The 7,653-nt window shown below is 69.1% G+C and carries 5 protein-coding genes and 1 pseudogene; 4 read left to right on the forward strand and 2 right to left on the reverse strand.

The window, feature by feature from the left end:
- A pseudogene (locus AOK00_RS29265) lies at window positions 1-397 on the reverse strand (NYN domain-containing protein); the annotation flags it as partial.
- Window positions 398-613: 216 nt separating this feature from the next.
- Here AOK00_RS29265 and AOK00_RS39540 point away from each other — a divergent pair.
- The gene (locus tag AOK00_RS39540; RefSeq protein WP_173861668.1) at window positions 614-787 is read left to right on the forward strand and encodes a hypothetical protein; all 174 of its coding nucleotides are present in this window, start codon (window positions 614-616) and stop codon (window positions 785-787) included.
- Window positions 788-889: 102 nt separating this feature from the next.
- Here the strand turns inward: AOK00_RS39540 and dnaE are convergent, their stop codons facing one another.
- Window positions 890-4,429, reverse strand: a complete 3,540-nt coding sequence (gene dnaE, locus AOK00_RS29270) for a DNA polymerase III subunit alpha (protein ID WP_055603246.1) — start codon at window positions 4,427-4,429, stop codon at window positions 890-892.
- 194 nt (window positions 4,430-4,623) lie between these two features.
- Here dnaE and AOK00_RS29275 point away from each other — a divergent pair, with 194 nt between their 5' ends.
- From AOK00_RS29275 to AOK00_RS29285, 3 genes are all read left to right on the forward strand, one after another.
- Window positions 4,624-5,973: a DUF2252 domain-containing protein gene (locus AOK00_RS29275; protein WP_055603247.1), complete on the forward strand. Its 1,350-nt coding sequence runs from the start codon at window positions 4,624-4,626 to the stop codon at window positions 5,971-5,973.
- A 108-nt stretch (window positions 5,974-6,081) separates the two neighbouring features.
- A complete protein-coding gene (locus AOK00_RS29280) occupies window positions 6,082-6,768 on the forward strand; it encodes a hypothetical protein (RefSeq protein WP_055603249.1) in 687 nt (228 codons plus the stop codon).
- 62 nt (window positions 6,769-6,830) lie between these two features.
- The gene (locus AOK00_RS29285) at window positions 6,831-7,646 is read left to right on the forward strand and encodes a thioredoxin domain-containing protein (protein WP_055603248.1); all 816 of its coding nucleotides are present in this window, start codon (window positions 6,831-6,833) and stop codon (window positions 7,644-7,646) included.
- The last annotated feature ends 7 nt before the right edge of the window (window positions 7,647-7,653 follow it).

A 7,653-nucleotide genomic window follows, 5' to 3' on the forward strand; every position in this document is an offset into this window, starting at 1 on the left:
GCAGCAGGTCGCCGTCGCCGGTGACGAGCACGATGTCGGAGCAGGCCCGGTTCCTGGCGAGCTCGGTCAGCTCGGTGTGCATCGCCGCGTCGACGCCCTTCTGGGCCCAGCGTCCGTCGCTCCGTGTCAGCGCGCCCAGCCGGACCGTGACCCGGGGCATCACGCGCAGTCTCCGGTGCTCGGGCTGGGGCACCCGGTCGGGTGCGCCGTCGAACCAGTAGATCCGCAGGAGGGGCAGCGCGGTCTCGGCCTCGGCGCGCTGGCGCAGCTGCTGGATGAGCCCGGCGTGATCGACGCTGATCCGGGAGCGGGCCGGTTCCCCGGCGAGAAGACTGGCGGCAGCTCCCAGCAGGTAGCCGGCATCCACCAGGACGACGCAGCGGTCCACGTGTTCCACCCTCTTTCGGGAACCTCGGGATCGGAAGTTGCTTCGGATTTCCTTCGAGTCTGCCCGAAGGGCGGGGGCTCGACGGCCGGAACTGGATCATCGGCGTGGCGGATGTCACGTTCCCGGGGGCCTCACGCTCCGTAATGATCCAACATGCGGCGGTTCGTACCGTATGTGAGTCTGACAGCGGCCCTGGCCCCTAGGTCCCTTTGAGGAGGCATCCCCATGGCCAAGAACCGCAACCAGAACCGCGGTCAGAAGCAGCAGTCCCCCGCCGAGCGCGGCGCCCAGCAGGCGCAGCAGTCGGCGATGGAGTCCGAGGCGTCGCAGCGCGCGTCTCAGGTGCTGCCGAGCGATGTCGCCCGCAAGGGCCGTCAGAAGCGCTTCGGCCACAACTGACGGTCTCCGCGTACGGCAAAGGGGCGCGCCCGTGACGACGGGCGCGCCCCTTGCGCGTGTTCGGGAGGTCCGCCCGGCCGGGCGGCCGGGCGGGACGGATGATCAGCCGGCCAGGCAGGACGGGCCGAGCAGCACCTTCAGGTCGCCGAAGAGCGCCGGGTCGGCCTGCACCCGGTGCCGGTCGAGGCGCAGCACGGTCGTGGTCCGGGGGCCCTGGAGCTTGATCCGTACCTCGGTGTTGCCCTTGTGGTGGCCCAGGATCTCGCCGAGGCGGGTGACCATCGGCGGGGTCACCTTGACGGTGGGGATGGTGAGGATCACCGGCGCGTTGGTCCCGGCGTTCGACAGGTCGGGGACCATCAGCTCCATGGCGACGAGCCGGGGCACGTCCTCGCGCTTGTCGAGCCGGCCCTTGACGAAGACGACCGTGTCCTCGACGAGCTGGGTGGAGACCAGCTGATAGGTGGCCGGGAAGAACATGCACTCGATGGAGCCGGCCAGGTCCTCGACGGTGGCGATGGCCCAGGCGTTGCCCTGCTTGGTCATCTTCCGCTGGAGGCCGGAGATGATGCCGCCGATGGTGACGACCGCGCCGTCGGAGTGCTCGCCGCCGGTGAGCTGGGAGATCGCCGCGTCCGTCTTGTCGGACAGGACGTGCTCGATGCCGAAGAGCGGGTGGTCGGAGACGTACAGGCCGAGCATCTCGCGCTCCTGGGCGAGCAGGTAGGACTTCTCCCACTCGACGTCGGAGAACTCGACGTCCAGGCCGAAGCCGGGCTCGTCGGTGGCCTCGTCGCCCATGCCGCCGAACAGGTCGAACTGCCCCTCGGCCTCCTTGCGCTTGACCGCCACCACGTTGTCGATCATCGGTTCGTGGTGGGCGACGAGGCCCTTGCGGGTGTGGCCCATCTCGTCGAACGCGCCGGCCTTGATCAGCGACTCGACGGTCCGCTTGTTGCAGACGACGGCCTCGACCTTGTCGAGGAAGTCCGGGAAGGAGGAGTACTTCCCCTTCGCCTTGCGCGACTTGATGATCGACTCGACGACGTTGGTGCCGACGTTCCGGACGGCGGAGAGGCCGAAGAGGATCACGTCGTCGCCCTGGGCGGCGAAGTTCGACTCGGACTCGTTCACGTTCGGCGGGAGCACCTTGATGCCCATGCGGCGGCACTCGTTGAGGTAGATCGCGGACTTGTCCTTGTCGTCCTTGACCGAGGTGAGCAGTCCCGCCATGTACTCGGCCGGGAAGTTGGCCTTGAGGTAGGCGGTCCAGTAGGAGACCAGGCCGTACGCGGCCGAGTGGGCCTTGTTGAAGGCGTAGCCGGCGAAGGGGACCAGGACGTCCCAGAGGGCCTTGATGGCCTCGTCGCTGTAGCCCTTGCTCTTGGCTCCGGCCTCGAAGATGACGAAGTTCTTCGCCAGCTCGTCGGGCTTCTTCTTGCCCATCACGCGGCGGAGGATGTCGGCCTCGCCGAGCGAGTACCCGGCGATGATCTGGGCGGCCTTCTGCACCTGCTCCTGGTACACGATGAGGCCGTAGGTGACCGCGAGCACCTCTTCGAGCGGCTTCTCCAGCTCGGGGTGGATCGGGGTGATCTCCTGCTGCGCGTTCTTGCGCAGGGCGTAGTTCGTGTGCGAGTTCATGCCCATCGGGCCCGGCCGGTACAGGGCGGACACGGCGGAGATGTCTTCGAAGTTGTCGGGCTTCATCAGCCGCAGCAGCGAACGCATGGGGCCGCCGTCGAACTGGAAGACACCGAGGGTGTCACCGCGCTGGAGCAGTTCGAAGGTCTTCGGGTCGTCGAGCGGCAGGGCCAGGAGGTCGAGGTCGATCCCCTTGTTGGCCTTCACCATCTTGACGGCGTCGTCCATGATCGTGAGGTTGCGCAGGCCCAGGAAGTCCATCTTGAGCAGGCCGAGCGACTCGCACTGCGGGTAGTCCCACTGCGTGATGGTGACGCCGTCGGTGTGCCGCACCCAGATCGGCGCGTGGTCGACGATCGGCTCGCTGGACATGATCACGCCGGCCGCGTGCACGCCCATCTGACGGACCAGGCCCTCGACGCCCCGGGCGGTGTCGATGACCTTCTTGACGTCCGGCTCGTTCTCGTACATCGCGCGGATCTCGCCGGCCTCACTGTAGCGCGGGTGCGAGGGGTCGGTAATGCCGTTGAGGTCGATGCCCTTGCCGAGGACGTCGGCGGGCATGGCCTTGGTGAGCCGGTCGCCCATGGCGTACGGGTAGCCGAGGACACGCGCGGAGTCCTTGATGGCGTTCTTCGCCTTGATCTTGCCGTACGTGCCGATCATGGCGACCTTGTCGGAGCCGTACTTCTCCGTCACGTACCGGATCACCTCGACGCGCCGACGCTCGTCGAAGTCGATGTCGACATCGGGCATCGAGATGCGCTCGGGGTTGAGGAAGCGCTCGAAGATCAGGCCGTGCGGGATCGGGTCGAGGTCGGTGATGCCCATGGCGTACGCGACGATCGAGCCGGCCGCGGAGCCCCGGCCGGGGCCGACAGCGATGCCCTGCTTCTTCGCCCACATGATGAAGTCGGCGACGACGAGGAAGTAGCCGGGGAAGCCCATCGAGATGATCGTGTCCATCTCGTACTCGACCTGCTTCATGCGGTCGTCGGGGATGCCTCCGGGGAAGCGGCGGTGCATGCCCCGCATGGTCTCCTCGCGGAACCAGGTGACCTCGGTGAACCCCTCCGGGATGTCGAACTTCGGCATGAGGTTCTTCTCGACGAACATGCCGTCGGTGGTGACCTGCTCGGCGACCAGGAGGGTGTTGCGGCAGCCCTCCTGCCAGGCGTCCGAGGAGTCGACGGCGTACATCTCGTCCGTGGACTTCAGGTAGTAGCCGGTGCCGTCGAACCGGAAGCGGTCCGGGTCGGAGAGGTTCTTGCCGGTCTGGATGCACAGCAGGGCGTCGTGCGCGGCGGCCTCGTGCGCGTACGTGTAGTGCGAGTCGTTGGTGACCAGCGGCGGGATGCCGAGCTTCTTGCCGATCTCCAGGAGCCCGTCGCGGACCCGGCGCTCGATCTCGATGCCGTGGTCCATCAGCTCCAGGAAGTACCGCTCCTTGCCGAAGATGTCCTGGTACTCGGAGGCCGACTTCAGGGCCTCGTCGAACTGGCCGAGCCGGAGCCGGGTCTGCAGCTCGCCGGAAGGGCAGCCGGTGGAGGCGATGAGCCCCTCCGACCACTGCGAGATGGTCTCCTTGTCCATCCGGGGCCACTTCTGGAGCCAGCCCTCGGCGTACGCGTCGGAGGAGAGCCGGAAGAGGTTGTGCAGTCCCGTGGCGTTGGCCGCCCAGATCGTCTTGTGGGTGTAACCACCGGAACCGGAGACGTCGTCCCGCTTCTGGTGCGGCTGTCCCCACTGGATCTTCCGCTTGTTGCGCCGGGACTCGGGGGCGACGTACGCCTCGATGCCGATGATCGGCGTCACCCCGGCCTTCTTCGCCGAGTGGAAGAAGTCGTACGCCCCGTGCAGATTGCCGTGGTCGGACATGGCGATATGGGTCATGCCCATCTCGTTGCACGCGTTGAACATGTCCTTCAGCCGCGCGGCACCGTCCAGCAGCGAGTACTGGGTGTGGACGTGGAGGTGCGTGAAGGGCGGCTTGGTCACGGGGGAGGCCTCCGGCGATGCTGCGAACTTCCGGGGAGCGACCCCCGGGCCCCCGCGTGTTCCGGGGGGACAGCGTCGAAGTCTACGTCGCCGGACTGACAGCGGCCGGGCACTCGCGGGTACCGTCGCGCGTTGGGAGACAGGAACACCTGTCCCATTTGTCCAAACGTGGCTTCGTACCAGGAGGCATCTCGATGTCGGTCCCCCAGCCCACCGCCGCGGAGCGCGGTGAGCACATTCTCGCCGTCTTCGACACCGCCTTCGGCGAGCTCCTCGCCGCCGACCCCGCGGCCTTCCGCGTCAAGTTCCGGAAGATGGCCGGCTCGGCGTTCGCCTTCTACCGCGGCACGGCCTGCCTGTTCTACGCCGACCTGGCGCGGGAGGGCGCCGGCCGGGAGGGAGGCAACACGCACAGCGGCCCGTACCTGGACGAGCGCACCGGCCGGGTCTGGATCCACGGCGATCTCCACGCCGAGAACTTCGGCACGTACATGGACGCCAACGGGCGGCTGATCTTCAACGTCAACGACTTCGACGAGGCGTACGTCGGCCCCTTCACCTGGGACCTCAAGCGGCTCGCGGCCTCGCTCGCCCTCATCGGCTACGCGAAGGCGCTGAGCGACGAGCAGATCAGCCACCTGGTCCGGATCTGCGCCGCGTCCTACCGGGAGCGGATCCACGCCCTCGCGACGGGCGCGAAGAACGACGACCTGCCCCCGTTCACGCTGGACACGGCCGAGGGCGCGCTGCTCGACGCGCTGCGCGACGCCCGCTCCATGACCCGTTTCGGGCTCCTGGAGTCGATGACGGAGATCCGGGACTACGAGCGCCGCTTCTCCGCGGGCGGCGGCGCGATCGAGCTGGACGCGGCCGCGCGGTACAAGGTCCTGGCGGCCTTCGACGGCTACCTGGAGACGCTGCCGGAGTCCAGCCTGTCCCGCCCCGACTCGTACCGGGTCAAGGACGTGGTCGGACGGCGCGGGATCGGCATCGGCTCGGCCGGCCTCCCCTCGTACAACATCCTCCTGGAGGGCAACAGCGACGCGCTGGAGAACGACGTCGTGATCTACCTCAAGCAGGCGCAGACCCCGGCGGTCTCCCGCCATGTGACGGACTCGGCGGTACGGGAGTACTTCCAGCACGAGGGCCACCGCACCGTGATCTCGCAGCGGGCTCTCCAGGCGCACGCCGACCCGTGGCTCGGCTGGACGGAGCTGGACGGCGCCGGGCAGCTGGTCGCGGAGGTCTCGCCGTACGCGGTGGACCTCGACTGGTCGGACATCGACGACCCCCGGGACATCGCGGCCACCGTCGCCGACCTGGGCCGGGCGACGGCGACCATGCACGCGGCGGCGGACGACTCCAGCGGGCACTCGCTGGTGCCGTTCTCGACGGAGCGGGCCATCGACGCGGCGATCGCCGCCGACGAGGAGGGCTTCGCGGAGCTGCTGGTGGACTTCGCCCACACGTACGGGGCACGCGCGCGGGCCGACCACCAGATCTTCGTGGACCTCTTCCGCAACGGCCGGATCCCGGGGCTGTAGCGGATTCCCGGGGCCGCCCGGGATTCCTGGGGATCCCGGGGCCGCCGGGGCCGTTCACAGACTGCCTTTAAGGGCGTTTTACGGACCGGCATGGCACACTCCACGACGATGGACATGGCAGGGACGCAGCTGAGGGCGCTGCGGGCGGCGTTCTTCACGGCACTGGTCGTGGCGCTGTCCGTGGCGTCCCACGTGCTGCTCTCACGCGTGCCGCTGCCGCTCGGGACGGTCGTCCCGGTCGCGGTCGGCGTCTTCGCCGTGGCGTACGCCCTGGCGGGCCGCGAGCGGGGCCTCGGCCCGATCGCCGGGCTCCTCGTCCCGCTGGAACTGGCGGCCGACACGCTCTTCACCAGCGGGCAGGCGGTCTGTTACGGCGCTGCCGGCGGCCCGGTCGCCGGATCGCTGCGTGCGGTCGGCGTGGAGGTCTTCTGCGGTGGCGCCGTCGGCGCCCCGCTGCCCGGCGTGGCCGCCCCCGAGAGCGGCACGGCCGCCGCGCTCCTCGACTCCCCCGACCCGGCGCTGCCCTGGCTGCTGCTCCTGTCCCATGTGGGCGTCGGGCTCTTCGCGGCGGTCTGGCTGCGCGGCGGGGAGCGGGCACTCGTCCGGCTGCTCGGCGCGGTGGCGGCCGTCGCGTTCCGGCCCCTGCTCCTGGTGGCGGCCCTCTTCCGTACCGGTGGTCCGGCGCCGCGACGCGCCGGGCGGTCCGCGGGACGGCCCCGGCCCTCCCGTACGCGGCTCCTCACCCACTCCGTGGGACGGCGGGGACCGCCGTGCCCGCGCCTCGCTCTCGTCTGAGCGACGCGCACCCAGGCACGCGGTACCCCCCTCTTTTCCTCACCCTCACGGAGATCACGATCATGAGTGCACGCAACAACCAGGCCAACAAGGCTGCCGCCCGCGAGCGTCTGCGCGTCGAGCGCGAGCGCCAGGCGAAGAAGGACCGGGCCCGCCGGCAGCTCGTCGTCGGCGTCTCGGCCGTGGCCGTCCTCGCCGCCGCCGGCGGCATCGGCTACGCGGTGGTCCAGTCGAACCAGCCCTCCGCGTGGGAGTCGGCGGCGAAGGCGACCACCGTGACCGCCCCGAAGAACACCTCGGGCACGAACGGCACGACCGTCGTCGTCGGCAAGGCGTCCGCGAAGAAGACCCTGGAGCTGTACGAGGACTCGCGCTGCCCGGTCTGCGCGACCTTCGAGCAGTCCGTGGGCTCCACGGTCGAGAAGGACGTCGAGGCCGGCAAGTACAAGATCAAGTACGTCGGTGCCACCTTCATCGACGACGCCGCCACGGGCGAGGGCTCGAAGAACGCCCTGTCGGCGCTCGGCGCGGCCCTCGACGTGAGCCCCGAGGCGTTCCTCAAGTACAAGTCGGCGCTCTACTCCGCGAAGTTCCACCCGGAGGAGAACGACGACAAGTTCGCCAAGGACTCCTACCTCCTGGAGGTGGCGGACTCGGTGCCGGCCCTCAAGGGCAACGCCGCGTTCAAGAAGAACGTCGAGGACGGCACGTTCGACGCCTGGGCGATGAAGATGTCGAAGGCCTTCGACGACAGCGGGGTGACGGGCACCCCGACGCTGAAGATGGACGGCAAGCCCGTGACGGTGGCGGGCTCCGACAACCCGCCGATGACCGAGCCGGAGTTCAACACGGCGATCGACGCTGCCCTCAAGGGCTGACCCGAAC

The organism is Streptomyces aureus, from assembly GCF_001418135.1.
Taxonomy (GTDB): Bacteria; Actinomycetota; Actinomycetes; order Streptomycetales; family Streptomycetaceae; genus Streptomyces; species Streptomyces aureus_A.

What these genes read in the sequence shown, in the direction of transcription:
- AOK00_RS39540 (WP_173861668.1), top strand. Translation starts at nt 614, where the DNA reads ATGGCCAAGAACCGCAACCAGAACCGCGGTCAGAAGCAGCAGTCCCCC.
- AOK00_RS29275 (WP_055603247.1), top strand. Translation starts at nt 4,624, where the DNA reads ATGTCGGTCCCCCAGCCCACCGCCGCGGAGCGCGGTGAGCACATTCTC.
- AOK00_RS29280 (WP_055603249.1), top strand. Translation starts at nt 6,082, where the DNA reads ATGGACATGGCAGGGACGCAGCTGAGGGCGCTGCGGGCGGCGTTCTTC.
- AOK00_RS29285 (WP_055603248.1), top strand. Translation starts at nt 6,831, where the DNA reads ATGAGTGCACGCAACAACCAGGCCAACAAGGCTGCCGCCCGCGAGCGT.